Annotated in this window: 17 protein-coding genes; 8 read left to right on the top strand and 9 right to left on the bottom strand. The window is 58.4% G+C overall.

Annotated elements, in window-relative coordinates; translation table 11 throughout:
- Positions 1–35: 35 nt before the first annotated feature.
- Positions 36–374 (top strand): P-II family nitrogen regulator, encoded by a 339-nt coding sequence (locus AC2FIR_RS11525; RefSeq protein ID WP_170615599.1) that lies wholly within the window; start codon positions 36–38, stop codon positions 372–374.
- Positions 375–408: 34 nt separating this feature from the next.
- The gene (locus tag AC2FIR_RS11530; protein ID WP_496746775.1) at positions 409–1,734 is read left to right on the top strand and encodes an ammonium transporter; all 1,326 of its coding nucleotides are present in this window, start codon (positions 409–411) and stop codon (positions 1,732–1,734) included.
- A gap of 66 nt (positions 1,735–1,800) precedes the next feature.
- Here AC2FIR_RS11530 and AC2FIR_RS11535 read toward each other — a convergent pair whose 3' ends face one another.
- From AC2FIR_RS11535 to AC2FIR_RS11550, 4 genes are all read right to left on the bottom strand, one after another.
- Positions 1,801–2,985: an amino acid aminotransferase gene (locus AC2FIR_RS11535; protein WP_496746776.1), complete on the bottom strand. Its 1,185-nt coding sequence runs from the start codon at positions 2,983–2,985 to the stop codon at positions 1,801–1,803.
- The gene (gene sseA / locus AC2FIR_RS11540; protein WP_170805792.1) at positions 2,985–3,839 is read right to left on the bottom strand and encodes a 3-mercaptopyruvate sulfurtransferase; all 855 of its coding nucleotides are present in this window, start codon (positions 3,837–3,839) and stop codon (positions 2,985–2,987) included. The genes AC2FIR_RS11535 and sseA overlap by 1 nt, the downstream gene beginning before the upstream one ends.
- A gap of 70 nt (positions 3,840–3,909) precedes the next feature.
- Positions 3,910–4,182 (bottom strand): CBU_0592 family membrane protein, encoded by a 273-nt coding sequence (locus tag AC2FIR_RS11545; protein WP_496746778.1) that lies wholly within the window; start codon positions 4,180–4,182, stop codon positions 3,910–3,912.
- Positions 4,182–4,742, bottom strand: a complete 561-nt coding sequence (locus tag AC2FIR_RS11550; RefSeq protein WP_170619584.1) for a helix-turn-helix domain-containing protein — start codon at positions 4,740–4,742, stop codon at positions 4,182–4,184. The genes AC2FIR_RS11545 and AC2FIR_RS11550 overlap by 1 nt, the downstream gene beginning before the upstream one ends.
- A 107-nt stretch (positions 4,743–4,849) precedes the next feature.
- Here AC2FIR_RS11550 and ilvD point away from each other — a divergent pair, with 107 nt between their 5' ends.
- A complete protein-coding gene (gene ilvD / locus AC2FIR_RS11555) occupies positions 4,850–6,682 on the top strand; it encodes a dihydroxy-acid dehydratase (protein WP_170615611.1) in 1,833 nt (610 codons plus the stop codon).
- 203 nt (positions 6,683–6,885) lie between these two features.
- On the opposite strand, the gene AC2FIR_RS11560 is transcribed toward ilvD, so the two are convergent.
- Positions 6,886–7,704 (bottom strand): sulfotransferase family protein, encoded by an 819-nt coding sequence (locus tag AC2FIR_RS11560; RefSeq protein WP_170805790.1) that lies wholly within the window; start codon positions 7,702–7,704, stop codon positions 6,886–6,888.
- Between the two features lie 143 nt (positions 7,705–7,847).
- On the opposite strand from AC2FIR_RS11560, the gene AC2FIR_RS11565 reads away from it, so the two are divergent.
- Positions 7,848–9,425: a DUF5928 domain-containing protein gene (locus AC2FIR_RS11565; protein WP_496762380.1), complete on the top strand. Its 1,578-nt coding sequence runs from the start codon at positions 7,848–7,850 to the stop codon at positions 9,423–9,425.
- Between the two features lie 299 nt (positions 9,426–9,724).
- Here AC2FIR_RS11565 and AC2FIR_RS11570 read toward each other — a convergent pair whose 3' ends face one another.
- From AC2FIR_RS11570 to AC2FIR_RS11585, 4 genes are read right to left on the bottom strand one after another with little or no spacing between them, the layout of a single operon-like run.
- Positions 9,725–10,669 (bottom strand): ABC transporter substrate-binding protein, encoded by a 945-nt coding sequence (locus tag AC2FIR_RS11570; protein WP_170681871.1) that lies wholly within the window; start codon positions 10,667–10,669, stop codon positions 9,725–9,727.
- 43 nt (positions 10,670–10,712) lie between these two features.
- Positions 10,713–11,720 carry an ABC transporter permease gene (locus AC2FIR_RS11575; protein WP_496746780.1) on the bottom strand — a complete coding sequence of 336 codons (1,008 nt, stop codon included), beginning with the start codon at positions 11,718–11,720 and terminating at the stop codon, positions 10,713–10,715.
- Positions 11,717–13,243, bottom strand: coding sequence for a sugar ABC transporter ATP-binding protein (locus tag AC2FIR_RS11580; protein ID WP_496746782.1), 1,527 nt, complete (start codon positions 13,241–13,243; stop codon positions 11,717–11,719). The genes AC2FIR_RS11575 and AC2FIR_RS11580 overlap by 4 nt, the downstream gene beginning before the upstream one ends.
- A gap of 42 nt (positions 13,244–13,285) precedes the next feature.
- On the bottom strand, positions 13,286–14,839 hold the full coding sequence (locus AC2FIR_RS11585; RefSeq protein WP_170615623.1) for a UxaA family hydrolase: 1,554 nt from the start codon (positions 14,837–14,839) through the stop codon (positions 13,286–13,288).
- An 83-nt stretch (positions 14,840–14,922) separates the two neighbouring features.
- On the opposite strand from AC2FIR_RS11585, the gene AC2FIR_RS11590 reads away from it, so the two are divergent.
- The 4 genes from AC2FIR_RS11590 to AC2FIR_RS11605 are packed head-to-tail and all read left to right on the top strand — an operon-like array spanning position 14,923 to position 17,954.
- A complete protein-coding gene (locus AC2FIR_RS11590) occupies positions 14,923–15,660 on the top strand; it encodes a GntR family transcriptional regulator (RefSeq protein ID WP_480813667.1) in 738 nt (245 codons plus the stop codon).
- On the top strand, positions 15,657–16,709 hold the full coding sequence (locus AC2FIR_RS11595) for an aldo/keto reductase (protein ID WP_496746783.1): 1,053 nt from the start codon (positions 15,657–15,659) through the stop codon (positions 16,707–16,709). The genes AC2FIR_RS11590 and AC2FIR_RS11595 overlap by 4 nt, the downstream gene beginning before the upstream one ends.
- Positions 16,699–17,127 (top strand): RbsD/FucU family protein, encoded by a 429-nt coding sequence (locus tag AC2FIR_RS11600; RefSeq protein ID WP_170681865.1) that lies wholly within the window; start codon positions 16,699–16,701, stop codon positions 17,125–17,127. Before AC2FIR_RS11595 ends, AC2FIR_RS11600 begins: the two co-directional genes overlap by 11 nt.
- Entirely contained in the window at positions 17,124–17,954 is an 831-nt protein-coding gene (locus AC2FIR_RS11605; RefSeq protein WP_496746785.1) for an amidohydrolase family protein, read from the top strand. Before AC2FIR_RS11600 ends, AC2FIR_RS11605 begins: the two co-directional genes overlap by 4 nt.

The following is a 17,954-nucleotide window of genomic DNA, read 5'->3' on the forward strand; positions in this document are numbered from 1 at the left end:
CAAACCGGCCTGCCCGGGAAGCAGAGGGGAAAGACGTGAAACTGATCATTGCGACAATCAAGCCGTTCAAGCTTGAGGAGGTGCGCGAGGCACTGACCGAAGCGGGCGTGCGCGGCATGATGGTAACCGAGATCAAGGGCTTTGGTTCGCAGTCGGGCCACACGGAAATCTATCGCGGCGCCGAGTACGCGGTGAACTTCGTGCCCAAGATCAAACTGGAAATCGTGGTTCCCGCCACGATGACCGACCAGATCGTCGAAACCATCACCAAAACAGCCAAAACCGGCAAGATCGGCGATGGCAAGGTTTTCGTCCTCGATGTCGAGCAGGCCCTGCGCGTGCGGACCGGGGAAACCAACGAAGAGGCGCTGTAAGGCGTCCCCACTCATAGTCATTCGAGGAAGTCACATGAACCTGATGAAATCTCTCATCCCTGCTGCCGCGCTTGTCGTGCTGCCGCAGATGGGCCTTGCGCAAGAGGCCGCCGCTGGCGAGACCGCGCAGCACACGCAATACATCCTGACCTCGCTGCTGTTTCTGGTTGGCGGGTTCCTGGTGTTCTGGATGGCCGCTGGCTTTGCCATGCTCGAGGCCGGTCTGGTGCGCTCCAAGAACGTTGCGATGCAGCTGATCAAGAACATGGGCCTGTTTTCGTTTGCCGCCATCATGTACTGGCTGGTCGGCTTCAACCTGATGTATCCGGGTGATGGCTGGACCATTACAGGCGTTCTTGGCGCGTTCTCGCCAACATCGCTAGAACCCGTCGGTCTTGCCGGAGTTGAGACCGACCTGTCCTATGCCTCCGTCGGTTCGGACTTCTTCTTCCAGCTGATGTTCTGCGCCACCACTGCGTCGATTGTCTCGGGCACCATGGCGGAACGTGTCAAACTGTGGCCGTTCTTCGCCTTTGTGATCGTGCTGACCGGCATCATCTACCCGATCGAAGCATCCTGGCAGTGGGGCGGCGGTTGGCTGTCCGAGATGGGCTTCAGTGACTTCGCTGGCTCGACTCTGGTCCATGCCGCAGGTGGTTTTGCCGCGCTCGCAGGCGCCATCGTGCTGGGCCCGCGTATCGGCAAGTACAACAAGGACGGCAAAGTGGTTCCGATCCCCGGTTCGAACCTGGCGCTGGCCACTTTGGGCACGTTCATCCTTTGGCTGGGTTGGTTCGGCTTCAACGGTGGTTCGCAGCTGGCAATGGGCACCATTGGAGACATGGCCGACATCAGCCGTATCTTTGCCAACACCAACATGGCTGCTGCAGCGGGTGCCGTCGCCACGCTGATCCTGACGCAACTGATGTATGGCAAGGTCGATCTGACGATGGTACTGAACGGCGCGCTGGCTGGTCTGGTGTCGATCACCGCCGAACCGCTGGCCCCGTCGCTGTTCCAGGCACTGATCATCGGCGCAATCGGTGGCGTCATCGTCGTCCTCACCGTCCCGATGCTGGACCGCATGAAGATCGACGACGTGGTCGGCGCAATCCCGGTTCACCTGATCGCAGGCTTCTGGGGAACGTTCATCGTGGCATGGACCAACAGCGACGCCAGCTTTGTGACCCAGATCATCGGCTTTGCCGCCATCGGCATCTTCGTCTTCGTGGTCAGCTATGTCCTCTTCTCGGTTCTCAAGGCCACGGTCGGCCTGCGGGTTGGCGAAGAAGAAGAGATCAACGGGCTCGACATGGGCGAGTTGGGTATGGAAGCCTATCCGGAATTCTCCAAAGGCTAAGCTGCAAGACGGAACAAAAAAACCCGGGCAGTTCTGCCCGGGTTTTCTTATTGAAACCAAGCGAACTCAAGCTCCAACGTCGACAATCGCCTTGGCCAGAATCGGCACGGTTTTTGCATTCAGTCCTGCGATATTCAGACGGCTGTCACCAACCATGTAGATTCCATGGTCGGTCCGCAGTTTTTCAACCAGTTCCGGCGAGGCGCCGAGGCGCGAGAACATGCCGCGGTGCTGAGCGATGAAACCGAACCGGTCCGATCCGCTCAGGCGTTGCAGCTCGTCCGCCAGTTGCTTGCGCAATCCCAGCATGGACAAACGGGTTTCTTCCAGTTCGGCCTGCCATTCAGCACGCAGCGCTTCGTCCATCAGGATGGTCGTCACAACCCGCGCACCGTGATCGGGCGGGAAGGAATAGTTCTGGCGATTCAGGAAGGCCAGAGTGGCTTGGTTCAAAGCCGTCTGCCCCGCGTCCGCGCTGACGGCCATCAACAGGCCGGTACGCTCGCGATAGACACCGAAGTTCTTGGAACAGGACGCCGCGATCAGGCATTCCTTGACCGATGACGCCACCAACCGGACCGCCTGCGCGTCTTCTTCCAGACCGTCGCCAAACCCCTGGTAAGCAATGTCGATCATCGCCACCAAACCACGCTCGTTGATCAGGTTTACGACGTCCTGCCACTGCACCATGTTCAGATTGGCGCCGGTCGGGTTGTGGCAGCAACCATGCAGCAGAACGACGTCGCCCGCATTGGCGGTTTTCAGATCCTCGATCATGCCGTCGAAATCAACGCCGCGGGTATCGCCGTCGAAATATCGATACTGAACCGTCTCCATGCCCAGATAATTCAGAATGGACAGGTGGTTCGGCCATGTCGGGTTCGACACGAAGACGCGCGCCGAGGGGTTGGCCATGCGGATCAATTCGAACGCCTGTCGGCAGGCACCGGTCCCGCCAGGGGTCGCAACAGCTGCAATGTTTCCCCGCGGTACGGACGTGCCCAAGATCAGGCCGATCATCACATCTGCAAAGGCCGGATCGCCGGCCAGCCCTGTATAGGCTTTGGATTCCTGCTCTTCCAGTATGCGCTGCTCGGCGGCCTTGACCGAGCGCATCACCGGCGTCACACCCTCGGCATTTTTGTAGACGCCCACGCCCAGATCAATCTTCTGATCACGCGGGTCCTCGCGGTACATCTGCATCAGCATCAGGATTTTATCCGCAGGCTGCGGCTTGAGGAATTCGAACATCAGTTCTCTCCGGTTGCGACGGGAAGGGTCGGGAAGGCGCCCCATTCAGCCCAGGAGCCGTCATAAAGCGAGTGATCTTTCTTGCCCATGCGTTCAAGCGCAAGGCTGAGGATTGCAGCGGTAACGCCAGATCCGCAGGACGTGATCGCCGGTTTCGACAGATCAACGCCGGCAGCCTCGAAAACGGCACGGCAATCCTCAGGCGATTTCATTGTGCCATTGGCGTTCAACAACTGGCCAAACGGGACATTGCGCGACCCCGGAATATGACCGGAACGCAGGCCTTCCCGCGGCTCGACCTCAGTTCCGGCGAAACGGGCGGCAGAACGGGCATCAATGATCTCGTGATCTGCCAGTTTCGCTGCCGCAGACACTTGCGTGACGTCCCGAACCAAATGGTTCTGCACCCGGACTGTCATGTGGCGGTCGCGGATGACTGGCGGCAGATCCTCGAGCTCGCGCCCTTCCGCGTTCCATTTCGGCAATCCCCCATCCAGAATGGCGATGTTTTCCTGACCCATAAGCCGGAACAGCCACCAGACCCGGGCTGCGGACATCAGACCGGCCCCGTCGTAGACGACGACCTGATGACCATCACCCACGCCCATCGCCCGCAGGCGCGACATGAATTTCTCGACCGGAGGGGCCATGTGCGGCAGGTCCGAACGGTGGTCTGAAATCTCGTCGATATCGAAGAACCGCGCCCCGGGAATGTGACCCGCGTCATATTCAGCCCGGGCATCGCGGTTTTGCGAAGGCAAATACCACGACCCGTCCAGAATCCGCAGATCCGGGTCCTTGATATGTGCGGCCAGCCATTCGGTAGATACGAGGGTTTTCGGATCGTCCTGCATCAATGCCTCCCCTGAGCGAGCTTGATTTTTCCCTATACCCGGCAGCATAGGGGTTCAAGGCTGGATAGGGCTATTCTGCCGCGCTGCGCAGGCGAAAATGCTGAATAATTCCGATGAAACTGATCAAAACCCAGAACCCTTCGATCAGCATCGAAGCCAGATTGAAATTGTGCACCAGAGAATAGACGATCAGCACCGAGCCCAGAAGGTTGATCACCGGAAAGGCCAGATCGTCGGAATTCATCATTCGCATTTGCGTTGCGAAATACGCGGCGACCACGATCAAAGCGCCAAACGAACCGATTGCATCCACGATCGTGAGGGTGTTCAGAATATCGGTCATCAATGAGCCATGCCGTTTTCAGAATTGTCAGAGAGCTGTCCGTAATGGTGCATATTCAAAAACGCAGCACCCTGCGCCCCCGCGCGATACCCATGAGGCACGTCGGCTGCAAAGCGCAATCCCTGTCCGGCATGTAAGGGCACCCATTCCTCACCACGCAGAATTTCAAGTGTTCCGCCCAGAACAAAGACTTCCTCGGTAACACCAACCGCGTGTGCAGGCGATTCGTGGCTCTGGTTCGGGTTCAGATTGACGTGGAATGTCTCAGCCCCCAATGCGGGATCGAAAGGGAACACGATCTTGACCTCTATACTGCCGGGAAACGTGACCGTCTGAAAGACGGATGGATCGCCGATCGCCGTGTCGATCAGAGCACTCAGCGGCACTTGAAACCCTTTGGCGATTTTCCAGAGCGTAGCGATCGTCGGGCTGGATTCACCGCGTTCGATCTGACCCAACATTGCTTTGCTGACGCCTGTCATTTCGGCCACTTTGGACAGGCTGAGGCCGGATGCTGCGCGCACATCCCTCAGCTTCAGTGTAATATCGTCAGAGTTCATGTCAGCGTCCCGCGAATCCTCTTGTGCGTTATAGCGCACATGTGATACGTGCGCTATAACGCACGAAACCCGATCTATGCAACCCGAGGCAACAGGGAAACAGCATCATGCCATTGTACCGATCCAGAACCTCCACTCATGGCCGCAACATGGCGGGCGCACGCGGCTTGTGGCGCGCCACTGGCATGGAGGATGACGATTTTGGCAAACCGATCATCGCCATCGTCAATTCGTTCACCCAATTCGTGCCCGGGCATGTGCACCTGAAGGATCTGGGCCAGATGGTTGCGCGCGAGGTCGAGGCCGCAGGCGGCGTCGCCAAAGAATTCAACACCATCGCTGTGGATGACGGCATCGCAATGGGCCATGACGGCATGCTCTATTCGCTGCCCTCGCGCGAGGTGATCGCGGATTCGGTTGAATACATGGTTAACGCCCATTGTGCAGATGCGATGGTCTGCATCTCGAACTGCGACAAGATCACCCCCGGCATGCTGATGGCTGCGATGCGCCTGAACATCCCGGCGATCTTTGTCTCAGGTGGACCGATGGAGGCCGGCAAGATCGACATCGCGGATCTGGACGTCAAGAAAATCGACCTCGTGGACGCGATGGTTGCCGCCGCGGACGACAAGTACACCGACGAACAGGTTCAGCACATCGAGGAAAACGCCTGCCCGACCTGCGGGTCGTGTTCGGGCATGTTCACCGCGAACTCGATGAATTGTCTGGCCGAGGCGCTGGGTCTGGCGCTGCCGGGCAATGGCTCGACCCTGGCGACCCATGCGGATCGCAAGGATCTGTTCCTGGAAGCCGGCCGCCGCATCGTCGAGATCACCAAGCGGCATTACGATCTGGACGAGAAAGGCTTTTTGCCGCGTGAGATCGCGACCTTTGATGCGTTCGAAAATGCCATGAGCCTGGATATCGCGATGGGCGGGTCCACCAACACCGTTCTGCACCTGCTGGCCATCGCGCACGAGGGTGAGGTGCATTTCACCATGTCCGACATGGATCGCCTCAGCCGCAAGGTGCCGTGTTTGTGCAAGGTCGCGCCCAACACCGAGAATGTGCATATGGAAGACGTTCACCGCGCCGGTGGCATCTTCTCGATCCTGGGCGAGTTGAGCCGTGCAGGCCTGTTGCACGAAGAATGCAGCACGGTCCATTCCGCCACAATGGGTGAAGCGATTGCCAATTGGGACATCAAGATCGCCAACAACCCCAAGGCGCAGGAGCTGTTCAAGGCGGCCCCCGGTGGCGTGCGCACCACCCAGGCATTCAGCCAGTCGAACCGTTACAAGGAGCTGGACACCGACCGCGAAGGTGGGGTGATCCGCTCGAAAGAACATGCGTTCAGCCAGGACGGCGGTCTGGCGGTTCTGTTCGGAAACATCGCGCGCGACGGCTGCATCGTGAAAACTGCCGGGGTGGATGCAGACATCCTGAAGTTCACCGGGTCGGCCTATGTCTGCGAAAGCCAGGATCAGGCGGTGAACGATATCCTCACCGGCAAGGTCAAGGAAGGTGACGTGGTGGTCATCCGCTACGAAGGTCCGCGCGGCGGGCCGGGGATGCAGGAAATGCTCTACCCGACTTCGTATCTGAAATCCAAAGGTCTGGGTAAAGCCTGCGCATTGCTGACAGACGGGCGCTTCTCGGGCGGCACGTCGGGGTTGTCCATCGGTCACGTCTCGCCTGAAGCCGCCGAGGGCGGCGAGATCGGCCTGGTGCAGAACGGCGATACAATCGAGATCGACATTCCAAACCGCTCCATCCATCTGGCCGTGTCGGACGAAGAACTTGCCGCCCGTCGCGAGGAACAGGACGAGAAAGGCTGGGTGCCCACGCAGCCGCGCAAGCGCAAAGTTTCAACCGCGCTGAAAGCCTACGCGAAACTGACCACCAGTGCAGCCAAAGGGGCCGTTCGCCAGGTTTGACCCCGAAACGGACCGGTTCTTTTCGCGAAGAACCGGCGGGTCTGCCTACTTTACAAAAGCTCCCGCGCCCAATCGCACCATCGGCCTTGCCGATGCCACGTTCGGACTTGGGCCCGGCGCCGCGCATTGCGCGGCGCCGGGCCCAACCAAAGGAGGTGTTTCGCAAGAAGCACTGACGATGGGCAGGAGCGTTTGCGGTTTGGTCAATCACCAAGTTTGGCGTGAACCTCGTCCAGATCGATTTCACCGATCGGCATCTTGTTTGCCGGGTTTTCGAAATCGTATTTGAATAGATCGAAATCCTGTTTGTAGATCTCATAGACCAGATGCATCGACAGGTCGTCGAAATAAGCCTCGACCGGATGCGCGCGCTTGGGCCCGTGTCCTTCGGATTCGTTGAACCGCGGAATATCCGACAATGCTATGGCGTGAGGGGTCTGGATGTGATCCAGAACATCCTGCATCCCGTCGTTGAAACGTTCGGTCCAGAAAATCCGGTCATACCGCCCGCCATTCACGATGAAGGTCGAGACATGCCCGGACATCGCCGACCAGTGAATGTCCGGATCCATCGGGCGCCGCCAGCGAATCGTATCACGCGCAAAAAGCAGGAACCGGCGAAAGCTGGCGATCTGGTCGAACTCTCCCTTGCCGTCGTCGCCGCCAACCTCGATGCCGTAATTGTAAACCAGCGTCGGCACAAGGTTGCCGCGATACCGTTTCCCATTGCGCTGAATGCCGCAGATCTTGTCGAAAAACGAGCTCAGAACGCGGGTGTACGGGTTGCGCACGCAGGTAAAGGAATAAGACGCATGCGAGCGGACATTGGTTGAAATCGGGTCCTGACTCGGGCCAAAAGCCCATTTATGCATGCCATCTTTGGCATCATGTATGTCGCCATCAAAGAACCTGCCATGATCGGAATAATACATGATCTGCCCGATGGTCGAGCAGGCACATTTGGGCACAACACGGTAAACCATGCTTTCGCTTTCGGTCATCCAGGTGCCGGGAAAACCCATCTGCTGTGCCTCCTTATCCGATCGGGTCTCAGATTGACGCGTCGGCTTTGGACCCCAAAGAAGCAAAAAAATTCTGTTTATTCAATCGCTCATCCTCAGTATCACGGTTGCGAACAGGCAGAAACGGAAATCGCGTAACTCAGATGGCAAAGATTGCCTATATTTTGCTGTGCCACAAAGACCCCGACGCGATCATCGCGCAGGCCCGGCAACTGACTGCGTCCGGTGACTGCATGGCGATCCATTTCGATGCGCGTGCAAAGGCTGAAGATTACACCAGAATACAAACGGCCCTGAAGGACAACCCGTACGTCGCATTCGCGGTCAAACGGATCAAATGCGGCTGGGGTGCCTGGTCGCTGGTTCAGGCAACGCTCCACGCGCTTTCGGCAGCGGTCGAAAGTTTTCCGCGCGCAACGCACTTCTACATGCTGTCAGGCGACTGCATGGCGATCAAGACAGCCGAATACGTTCACGATTTCCTGGACCGCAACGATTTGGATTTCATCGAAAGCCACGACTTTTTCGAAAGCAACTGGATCAAGACCGGCATGAAGGAGGACCGGCTGATCTATCGACACTATTTCAATGAACGTACGCAAAGCGGGCGGTTCTATGCGTCATACGAAATACAAAAACGTATGGGCCTGACCCGTGAAATACCGCAAGACCTGCAGGTCATGATCGGTAGCCAATGGTGGTGTCTGCGACGCCAGACCGTGGAAAAGATCCTGGATTTCCTGCGCCAGCGACGAGATGTCGTCCGGTTCTTCGCGACAACCTGGATTCCCGACGAGACCTTTTTTCAAACGCTTGTCCGCCATCTGATCCCAAGACAGGAAATCGAGAACCGGACGCTGACTTTTCTGATGTTCTCGGATTACGGCACGCCGGTGACGTTCTATAACGACCATTTTGACATGCTGCTTGGTCAGGATTATCTGTTCGCTCGCAAGATCAGCCCCGAAGCGCTTGAGCTCAAGGAAAGACTGGGCAAACTCTACGCCAGCGACGGCATTGACTTCCAGATTTCGAATGAAGGGCGCAGCCTCTATGACTTTCTGGCCGGGCGCGGGCGGGTTGGCCGGCGTTATGCCCCGCGTTTTTGGGAAGCTGGAAACACGCTGGATCCCGGACGCGAAATCTACCTGATCGCCTGCAAGAAGTGGCACGTCGCCAAGCGACTGGTCGATCAGATCATGTCGGAAACAGACATTCCCTGCGTTGAATACCTGTTCAACGAACAGGATTCGCCATTGCCGGACCTGGGAGGTATTGAAACCACCCTGGTCAAACGGGGACGTCATCGGCGCGCCGTGGTGCGCATGCTTTTCGAATGTTTTGAAACTGACAGGCTGGTCCTTTGCGTGGACCCTGCAAACCTTGAGATCATTCAGGATTTTTGTGCGGATCAGGCCCGGACGCATGTTCTGGAGATCGAATGCGATTACTCGGATGAGTACCTGATCGGCCACGCACGCCGTGTCGGACTGGCCGGGGAAAACACGCCGACGCAGCGGGTCGCCCACCTGTTGCCCGCGCTCAGAAACTCATTGGCTTACGAATCCGAACTGATCCGCGGTGCAGGGCTTGAGGGCCATTTTCGCCTTCGCGAATCCGCCGAACGCGAAGAAAACGAAGCGGCGATCGCCGCGTTTCTGAGGATTTCGCGAGAAAAGGCGCGGTCGGTCATGCAGTTGGACTATCTGTTTCTGGACTGAGACCATGCGGCTTTGGGACGGTATCCGCCCGGCGGCACGACAGGTCTCTCGGGCAATCGATCAATCGCATCCACGTCCGGTTTCGTTTCGTTGCAATATTCGTCGATCAACTTTTGGGTCTGAGGTTGCCGACCCCGATAGCACGTAGCCGAAACAATCCACATCAAACTCAATATTGAAACGCACCGCGCTGGGATCACTCGATGCGCAGATTCTCCTGAGCCTTGGTGTCAATTCGGTGTGTTGCCATCGAAGTAAAAAGCCCACCGAACGGCGGGCTTTTTTTGGGGCGTTTAGACTTAGTCGTACAATACGGCGGCGATTGCCGGATCTTCCATATTGGACGCGTCATAGTAGTAGAACCCGGTATCAATCAGGGCTGGTACACTTTCACCCTTTGACGCGGCCACCGCCGCCTTTACCGTTTCGTATCCGATACCGACCGGGTTCTGGGTAATGGCCCCTGCCATCAGGCCGCTCTTGATCGCGTCCTTCTGGGCTTTGCCGCTGTCATAGCCAATAATGACCAGACCTTCGGTGCCTAGTTCCTGCACACCGTTCACAACGCCAATCGCCGATCCTTCGTTGGTTCCGAAAATGCCGTTCAGATCTGGATTGGCTGTCAGGATCGCCTTTGTCACCTCGGTGGATTTCAGATGGTCGCCCTGTCCGTACTGAACGGTTACGACCTCGATATCGGGATACTTCTCGGCAATGCGATTGACGAACCCATCGCGACGGTCGATGCCCGTGCGGCTGGTCTGGTCATGGGCCACGACGGCAACCTTTCCTTTGCCACCCAGCATTTCAGCCATCTTGTCAGCGGCCAGACCCGCAGCAGCCAGATTGTCTGTGGTCGCAGTGGACACCGGAATGTCACTGTCTACCCCGCTGTCGAATGCGATGATCGGAATGCCCTTGTCATTGGCTTGTTTCAGCAGCGGGATCGCCGCCTGGCTGTCCAGCGCGGCAAAGCCGATGGCCTTGGGGTTGTTGGCCAGCGCAGCGGCCAGCATATCGATCTGGCGATCCACCATGGTTTCGTTGTCAGGCCCTTCGAACGTGATGGTGACATTGTATTCGTTCGCCGCTTGCTCGGCACCGGCCTTCACGGCCTGCCAGAACTGGTGCTGGAACCCTTTGGACACCAGCGGGATATAGACCTCCTCGGCCACGGCCATCGAGGCCGGAACGGAAAGGCTGGCAGCACTGAGCGCCCCCAGAATGAAACGACGTGTAAACATGATTTTCTCCTCCAGTTGGTCGTTTTTTCGTTTTTTGGAATGATCAGCCGGTTTTCTTGCGCCGGGCCATGTCGGCATAGACGGCAAGGATGATGATTGCTCCGGTCACGACGGTCTGCCATTCCTGCGCGACCGACAGCACCCGCAGACCATTGGTCAGAACCGCCATGATCAGTGCGCCGATCAGCGTGCCCAGGATGGTGCCGCGCCCGCCGGACAGGGATGTGCCGCCGATCACCACGGCTGCAATCGCCTCCAGCTCGTACCCAAGACCCAATGCCGGTTGCGCCGAATTCAGCCGCGAGGCGATCAGGATTCCCGCAATGCCGCAGATCGCACCGGCCAGCGCATAGATGCGCACTTTCCACATGTCGGTGTTTACACCGGACAGGCGCACTGCCTCTTCGTTCGAGCCCAGCGCAAAAGTATAACGGCCCAGAACGGTGCGCCCCAAGATGTACGAGGCGGCGATGGCCACGAGAAACAGGATCAGTACGCCGTTGGGGATCGGCAGCGCCGGAATGACCTCACCGATCAGCGACCCGCGCGAGATCTGGTCGAAACCAGGTGTGTCATTGAAATAGATCGGCCGCGTGCCGGAAATCACCAGTGACAGACCCTTCAGGATCAGCATCATACCCAGCGTGGCGATGAAGGGCGGGATTTTCATCTTCGCCACGAATGTGCCCGAGCACAGCCCGCAAAACGCACCGGCCGCGATGGCCGCAGCCACACCCAGCAGCAATGGCATGCCCAGATAAGTCAAAACCACACCCGCGATGACTGCGCAAAACGTCATCAGCGTGCCCACCGACAGGTCAATACCGCCGGTAATGATCACCAATGTCGCTGCCACCGCCAACACTCCGTTGACCGACGTTGCCTGCAGAATGGCAATCATGTTCGAGGTCTGCATGAAGTTGGGCGATGCGATCGAGAAGCCGATCAGCAGGGCGATCAGGCTGGCGAAGGCCAGCAGCTTCTGGTACGCGCCGCTTTCCGACAGGCCCGCAAGTGGCTTTTTCTTGTCGAGATCCGTTGCTGTGGTCATTGCACTGTCCCTGTAACCTGCATCGCCGCCTTGCGTTGGGTGGCCAGATGCATGATGTCTTCCTGAGTGGTGTCTTTTCCGCCGGGCAGGATGCCGGTCAGCCGGCCCTCGCACATCACGGCGATGCGATGGCTCAGCCGCATGATCTCGGGCAGTTCGGATGAGATCACGATGATAGTCTTGCCTTGTTCTGCCAGCTCTTCCAGCAGCTTGTAGATTTCCGATTTTGCGCCGACATCGATGCCGCGAGTCGGCTCGTCAAAGATCAGAATATCGCAATCCCGCAGCAACCATTTGGCAATGACAACCTTTTGCTGGTTGCCCCCTGACAACAGCCGCACTTCCTGAACGTCGGATGGCGTCCGGATGCCCAGTTGATTGATGTAGCTTTTGGCGGCGGTGCCGATTTCACTGTCGTTCAGAACGCCGCCTGTCCCGGTGAAAAGATCCATCGAAGCCAGCGCGATATTGTCCCGTACGTTCATGCCGGTAGCGAGGCCGAAGTGCTTGCGATCCTCGGAAAGGTATCCGATCCCGGCCCGCACCGCATCCCTGGGGGATCTGATCGAGACGGATTGTCCGTGCACCCGGATTTCACCACTGTCTTTCGGGTCGGCTCCAAATATGGCTCGCGCCACCTCGGTCCGGCCCGCCCCCATCAGACCCGCAAATCCCAGTATCTCACCCTTCTGGACCGAGAAGCTGACATCCTGAATTTCAACGCCCCGTGACAGGTTGCTGATCTCAAGCGAAACTTCGGCCCCGGCCAGATCGGGTACTTCCAGCGGTTCTTCCTTGACCTCGCGACCCACCATCATCGCGATGATCTGGCTGATCGGGGTTTCGGCGGCACCGACCGTACCGACATATTCGCCGTCACGCATCACCGTTACCCTGTCGGCGATCTGTTTCAGTTCGTCCATTTTGTGGCTGATATAGACGATGCCCACGCCTTCGGCCTTGAGGCGCCGAATGATTACAAAGAGTTCGGCAATCTCTGCATCGTTCAACGCCGCCGTTGGTTCATCCATGATCAGCACTTTCGAGCGGTAGGACAGAGCCTTGGCAATCTCGACCATCTGTTGCTTGGCGATGGTCAGGCCGCCGACCAGCGCCCTTGGGTCGAGCCCCAGGTTCATCGAAGCAAAGATGTCGGCTGTCTGTGCATTCAGCGCCGCATCGTCCAGTCGACCAAAGCTTTTGCACGGCTCGCGGCCGATAAAGATGTTCTGCGCCACAGTCAGGTCGTTCATCAGGCTCAGCTCCTGATGAATAATGCCGATCCCCAGATCCTGCGCCTGACGCGGGGATTGCGGACTGACGACCCGGCCTTCGACCGACAATAACCCACCATCGCGCTGATAAATGCCTGAAAGGATTTTCATCAGCGTGCTTTTCCCGGCGCCGTTCTCGCCCATCAGCGCGTGAACCTCGCCGGGCACCAGATCGAACTGCACGGATTTCAGCGCGTGCACGCCGGGGAAGTGTTTTTCAATCCCCGTCATTTCGACCAGTTTCGTCATTTCTCCTCCCATTTGTCCCTCAGTCCCCGTGTCGCATCCGGTTCACATCACCGCTCCGATCTGCCACGGAACAAACTCGACCCCTCCGAAGCCAAGCTGCTCGCTTTTCGTCTGTTCGCCCGATGCGACGCGGATCAGAATCTCGAACAGTTCCTCGCCCTTGGCTTCGATGCTGACGCCCTCGGTGACGATGTCGCCGCAGTTCAGGTCCATGTCGTCGGACATGCGGGCATACATTTCGGAATTGGTGGCCAGCTTGATGCAGGGTGTCGGCTGATAGCCGGAAACCGAGCCGCGCCCGGTGGTGAACACAATCAGGTTCGACCCTGACGCCACCTGACCTGTGACCGAGCAGGGATCAAACCCCGGACTGTCCATGAAAACAAACCCGTGTTTGTCGACGATCTGGCCAAACTCGTACACATCGCGCAGAGGCGCCGTACCGCCCTTGGCGACCGCACCCAGCGATTTTTCCAGAATCGTCGTCAGCCCGCCGCGCTTGTTGCCGGGGCTGGGGTTGTTGTCCATCTCGCCGCCGTTTCGTTCGGTGTAGTCCTCCCACCAGCGGATGCGGGCGATCAGCTTTTCTCCAACTTCGACGGTTTCGGCACGACGGGTCAAAAGATGTTCCGCACCGTAGATTTCGGACGTCTCCGACAGAATGGTCGTGCCACCGTGCCGAACCAGCAGGTCCGAGGCGTAGCCAAGCGCCGGGTTTGCCGTGATGCCGGAATACCCGTCTGAACCGCCGCATTGCATTCCGACGGTGATTGCACTGACGGGCGCGGGTTGCCGGGTCGCCTGATTGGCCAGTTCGGCAATTCCGCGCAGTTCTTCCAGGCCCCGCTCGATGGTTCGGCGCGTGCCGCCTTCGTTCTGGATCGTCATGTAGCGGAGCGCGCCATCGGGCCGGATCGGACGCCCCCCGACAAGATCGGACACCTGCATGACTTCGCAGCCCAGACCGATCAGAAGAATGCCACCAAAATTCGGGTGCTGCGCATAGCCTGCCAATGTGCGGAACAGGGCGGCATAGCCTTCGTTCTTGCCGGACATTCCGCAACCGGTGCCATGAACAATCGGCACAATGCCGTCGACGTTGGGGTAAGCATCCAGAAGGCCCGATTTCTCGGCCGCCTCGGAAATGAAACGCGCGACCGAGCCGGAACAGTTTACGGTGGTCAAAATGCCGATGTAATTACGCGTGCCCACTTTACCGTCCGCCCGGTGAAACCCCTGAAAGGTCCGGGTGCGATGTATTTCGGGCAATGGCACGCAGGCAGACGCATGCGCATAGTCCTGCTGATGCTCTCCCATCCCAAGGTTGTGGACATGGACATGCGCGCCCGGCGCAATATCTGACTTGGCCTGCCCGATGATCTGGCCATACCGGATGACATTCGCTCCTGCGGGGATATGCACCACGGCAATCTTGTGACCGCGCCCGATTGAACCCGGCAAAGGCGCAGGCACTCCTGTCGGGCAGTCGCCAGCCGAAAGATCCCGCAGCGCAATGACCACATTGTCATCCGGGTTCAGCCTGACGGTGTCCTGCGTCTTGCCCTGAAGGCCCTTGTTTTTCTGCTGTGCTTGCATTGTTTTCCCACTTGCCTGCACAAATTGCTAATGAGCGAACCCACACTTGTCAACTAACATGTTAGTATGCTAGATCGAAAATCATGAACCGACCTCAAGACATCGACGCAACCTTGCTGCCTGAAATTGCCGTGACAGAAGGCTCGCTGGCACACCGTGTTTATCTTGCGATCAAGCAGGCTATCCTGTCCTTGGATTTCCTGCCGGGCGCAAATCTGAAAAAGGCGCCGATCTGTGAGCGGCTTGGTGTCTCGCGTGCGCCCGTGGCCGAGGCGATTGCCCGGCTGGCGGCCGAAGGGCTGGTGGATGTGGTTCCGCAATCGGGGACGCGGGTATCCTATTTCTCGATGTCGGAAATCCGCGAGGGCGTCTTTCTGCGCGAAGCCCTTGAACTGGCTACCGTCGCCAAGGTCGCCCGCGATTTTACCGAAGACCAGCGCAAGCGCCTGAGTCGCAACATGCGGCTGCAGGAACTGCTGATCGAGGATGAGGACATCCCCGGGTTCTACCAGGCCGACGAGGAATTTCACGCCCTGCTGATGGCCTTTACCGGCTTTGTCCGGCTGCCGGATGTGGCGCAAACGGTTTCGCTGCAGGTCAGCCGTGCACGCATGCTGCTGTTGCCCACCCCGGGCCGCGTTGCGGAAACGCTGCAGGAACACCGCGCGATATTCGACGCGATCCAGGACCGCAACGAACAAGCCGCACAGGAGGCGATGCGCCATCACCTGGGACAGTTGATGCCGCGCATCGAGGTTCTGGAACGCGAAAAGCCGCACCTGTTCAACATCAGCTCCCACCCAGAGCGAGAGGCAGGATGACCGTTTCTCAGACCGAACTCCTCAACAACCGAACTTCACGCCCTGTTCCTTTGACCCGCATGGGTTTCGGGGGCGCACCATTGGGAAACCTCTATCGCAAGGTGTCCGATGCCGACGCACAGGCCGCGTTGCATGCGGCTTTCGATGCCGGGATCCGCTTCTTTGACACCGCCCCGCAATACGGGCTGGGCCGGTCTGAACAGCGCTTCGGAGAGGCCATCCCGGTCTTTGGACGTGACAACATTCAGCTTTCCACAAAGATCGGGCGCCTTCTTGTGGACTGCGAACCGCACGAGGTCACACCCGAAGCTTTCGTGGATGTTCCCCGGAAACGCATCGTATTCGACTACACCTATGACGGTGTCATGCGATCCTACGAAGCCAGCCGCGAACGGATCGGTGTCGCCAATTCCGACATTCTTCTGGTGCATGATGTTTGCGTGTTCAGCCAGGGCAGTCAGGAAGCATCCGACGCGAAGGTCCGAGAGCTTTTTGACGGCGGCGGCTACCGCGCACTGGCTGAATTGCGTGAGGCGGGCGAAATCGCCGCGATCGGCGCCGGGGTCAATGAATGGCAGGTGTGCGAGAAATTGCTGGGTCTGGGGGATTTCGACGGCTTCCTTCTGGCTGGGCGATACACGCTGCTGGAACAGGAGGCACTGGACAGCTTTCTGCCGCTCTGCGAAAAGCGCGATGTCGGCATCCTTCTGGGCGGTCCCTACAACTCGGGCATTCTGGCGACCGGCGCGGTTCCCGGAGCAAAGTACAATTACGCGGATGCGCCACCGGACATCATGGACAAAGTGCGCAAAATCGAGGCCGTGTGTGACGCTCACGGCACTCCGCTGATTGCGGCCGCCCTGCAGTTCGTTCTTGGGCATCCATGTGTCAAAACTGTTGTACCCGGGGCGGTCAGTGCGGCCGAGGTGAATGCGAATGTCGCCTTGCTGGAGCGCAATATTCCCGCTTCGCTGTGGTCGGATCTGAAATCCGAAGGCCTGATCCGCGCGGATGCCCCCCTGCCATCGGAGACGGCCCATGCTGCGTAACATCGATCCACTGCTTTCCCCTGACCTACTACATGCCTTGCGATCCATGGGTCACGGGGATGACATCGTTATCGCTGACGCCAATTTTCCCGGCTCCAGCGTAGGCCCCGAATGCCTGAGGGCGGATGGATCCTCGGCCGGTGATATACTTCGGGCCGTTCTCTCGGTCATGCCGCTGGATAATTTTGTCCCTGACCCCGCCCTGACCATGCAGGTGGTGGGAAACCCCGAGGCGGTCCCCGAGGCGGTGGCCGACTTTCAATCCATCATTCACCAGACAGCCGACAACCCCGTCGAAATACAAAGCCTTGAGCGCTTTGCATTCTATGAACGCGCATCCCAAGCTTTCGTCATCGTCCAGACCGGCGAGCGCAGGCTTTACGGCAATATCATCCTGAAAAAAGGCGTGATTGGATGAGAATTGATGCTCATCAGCATTTCTGGTCTCTGGATCGGGGTGATTACGGCTGGCTGACAGCCGAGATCGGGCCGATCTACAGGGATTTTCTGCCCACCGATCTGCTGCCCCTGATTGAACGTGCCGGAATCGATGGCACTGTTCTGGTTCAGGCTGCCCCGACCGTTGCCGAAACAGAGTTCATGTTGTCGTTGGCGGACAAAACTTCCTTTGTCAAAGGCGTCGTGGGCTGGGTTGATTTCGAAGCATCCGATGCCCCACAACAGATTAAGGCGCTGGCACAAAACCCACTCCTCGTCGGTTTGCGCCCGATGATTCAGGATATCGAGGATCCTGAATGGATGCTGCGGGAGTCTCTGCACCCGGCCTTTGCGGCGCTCATCGATCACGAACTGGCCTTTGATGCACTGACCTTGCCCAAGCATCTTGGGCCGTTGCGCCGTTTGCTGGCCAGATACCCGCAGATGCGGGTTATCGTGGATCACGCATCAAAACCGGCAATCCGGGACGGTCAGCTATCTGACTGGGCCGATGACATTGCCGCAATCGCCAGCAACAGCCATGCGTTTTGCAAGCTGTCCGGACTTGTGACCGAAGCGGGGCTCGGCTGGGACATCGGCGACCTGCGTCCCGTCGTTGATCATCTGCTGAACGTGTTCGGACCCGAACGCCTGATCTGGGGCAGCGACTGGCCGGTTTGCACTCTTGCCAGCAGCTATGAACGTTGGGTCGAGGTTACCGACATACTGCTTTCGGGTCTGACCCCTGAAGAACGTTCGGCAATTCTGGGCGGCAATGCGCTGCGCGCCTACAGCCTGAGGGATTGA

The organism is Ruegeria sp. CDSB136, assembly GCF_059610965.1.

Bases quoted from the DNA above. Each gene is read 5' to 3' on its own strand.
- AC2FIR_RS11530 (WP_496746775.1), top strand. From the start codon at position 409: ATGAACCTGATGAAATCTCTCATCCCTGCTGCCGCGCTTGTCGTGCTG.
- AC2FIR_RS11535 (WP_496746776.1), bottom strand. From the start codon at position 2,985: ATGTTCGAATTCCTCAAGCCGCAGCCTGCGGATAAAATCCTGATGCTG.
- sseA (WP_170805792.1), bottom strand. From the start codon at position 3,839: ATGCAGGACGATCCGAAAACCCTCGTATCTACCGAATGGCTGGCCGCA.
- AC2FIR_RS11545 (WP_496746778.1), bottom strand. From the start codon at position 4,182: ATGACCGATATTCTGAACACCCTCACGATCGTGGATGCAATCGGTTCG.
- AC2FIR_RS11550 (WP_170619584.1), bottom strand. From the start codon at position 4,742: ATGAACTCTGACGATATTACACTGAAGCTGAGGGATGTGCGCGCAGCA.
- ilvD (WP_170615611.1), top strand. From the start codon at position 4,850: ATGCCATTGTACCGATCCAGAACCTCCACTCATGGCCGCAACATGGCG.
- AC2FIR_RS11560 (WP_170805790.1), bottom strand. From the start codon at position 7,704: ATGGGTTTTCCCGGCACCTGGATGACCGAAAGCGAAAGCATGGTTTAC.
- AC2FIR_RS11565 (WP_496762380.1), top strand. From the start codon at position 7,848: ATGGCAAAGATTGCCTATATTTTGCTGTGCCACAAAGACCCCGACGCG.
- AC2FIR_RS11570 (WP_170681871.1), bottom strand. From the start codon at position 10,669: ATGTTTACACGTCGTTTCATTCTGGGGGCGCTCAGTGCTGCCAGCCTT.
- AC2FIR_RS11575 (WP_496746780.1), bottom strand. From the start codon at position 11,720: ATGACCACAGCAACGGATCTCGACAAGAAAAAGCCACTTGCGGGCCTG.
- AC2FIR_RS11580 (WP_496746782.1), bottom strand. From the start codon at position 13,243: ATGACGAAACTGGTCGAAATGACGGGGATTGAAAAACACTTCCCCGGC.
- AC2FIR_RS11585 (WP_170615623.1), bottom strand. From the start codon at position 14,839: ATGCAAGCACAGCAGAAAAACAAGGGCCTTCAGGGCAAGACGCAGGAC.
- AC2FIR_RS11590 (WP_480813667.1), top strand. From the start codon at position 14,923: ATGAACCGACCTCAAGACATCGACGCAACCTTGCTGCCTGAAATTGCC.
- AC2FIR_RS11595 (WP_496746783.1), top strand. From the start codon at position 15,657: ATGACCGTTTCTCAGACCGAACTCCTCAACAACCGAACTTCACGCCCT.
- AC2FIR_RS11600 (WP_170681865.1), top strand. From the start codon at position 16,699: ATGCTGCGTAACATCGATCCACTGCTTTCCCCTGACCTACTACATGCC.
- AC2FIR_RS11605 (WP_496746785.1), top strand. From the start codon at position 17,124: ATGAGAATTGATGCTCATCAGCATTTCTGGTCTCTGGATCGGGGTGAT.